1 protein-coding gene is annotated in these 581 nt (G+C 56.8%); it reads right to left on the bottom strand.

The features are described 5' to 3' along the window. Window positions 1–581: AMP-binding enzyme (locus ACIFO6_RS24285; protein WP_430044639.1), on the bottom strand; the 581-nt coding region annotated here is incomplete at both ends.

The raw sequence follows: 581 nt of genomic DNA on the forward strand, positions 1-581 counted from the left end.
CTGCCTTCTGGTGCTGGTAATGCTTTTCGGTCGATTTTGCCGTTCGGACTCAGTGGCATCTGCTCCAGCTGTACAAAGTACGATGGCACCATATAGCTTGGCAGCTCCCGGCCCAGCTCACTTCTCAGCTCGCTGGCTCCGAGCTCTTGCCCGGCGACGTAGTACGCCACCATTTGTTTTTGGCCTGTTTCATCTGCACGGGCCATGACGACCGCTTCTCGTACCGACTCCACCTTCAGCAACTGTGATTCGACCTCGCCCAGCTCGATCCGGTACCCCCGGATTTTCACCTGATGGTCGATCCGGCCCAAGTACTCGATGTTGCCATCCGGCATCCATCTCGCCAAATCGCCTGTGCGGTACATCCGCTCATAGCCTGCTTCGCCTCCGGTAAACGGATCAGCAACGAATTTCTCCGCTGTCAGCTCCGGACGGTTCAGATAGCCTCGTGCTACGCCTACACCGCCGATGCACAGCTCCCCTGCAACCCCAATCGGCTGCAATTGCTCCGTGCCTTCCTTCACGATGTACAGACGGATGTTCTGAATCGGTTTTCCGATCGGAATAACCGCATATTCCTC

The organism is Paenibacillus sp. NRS-1781, assembly GCF_050467745.1.
GTDB classification, from domain to species: domain Bacteria; phylum Bacillota; class Bacilli; order Paenibacillales; family Paenibacillaceae; genus Paenibacillus; species Paenibacillus terrae_A.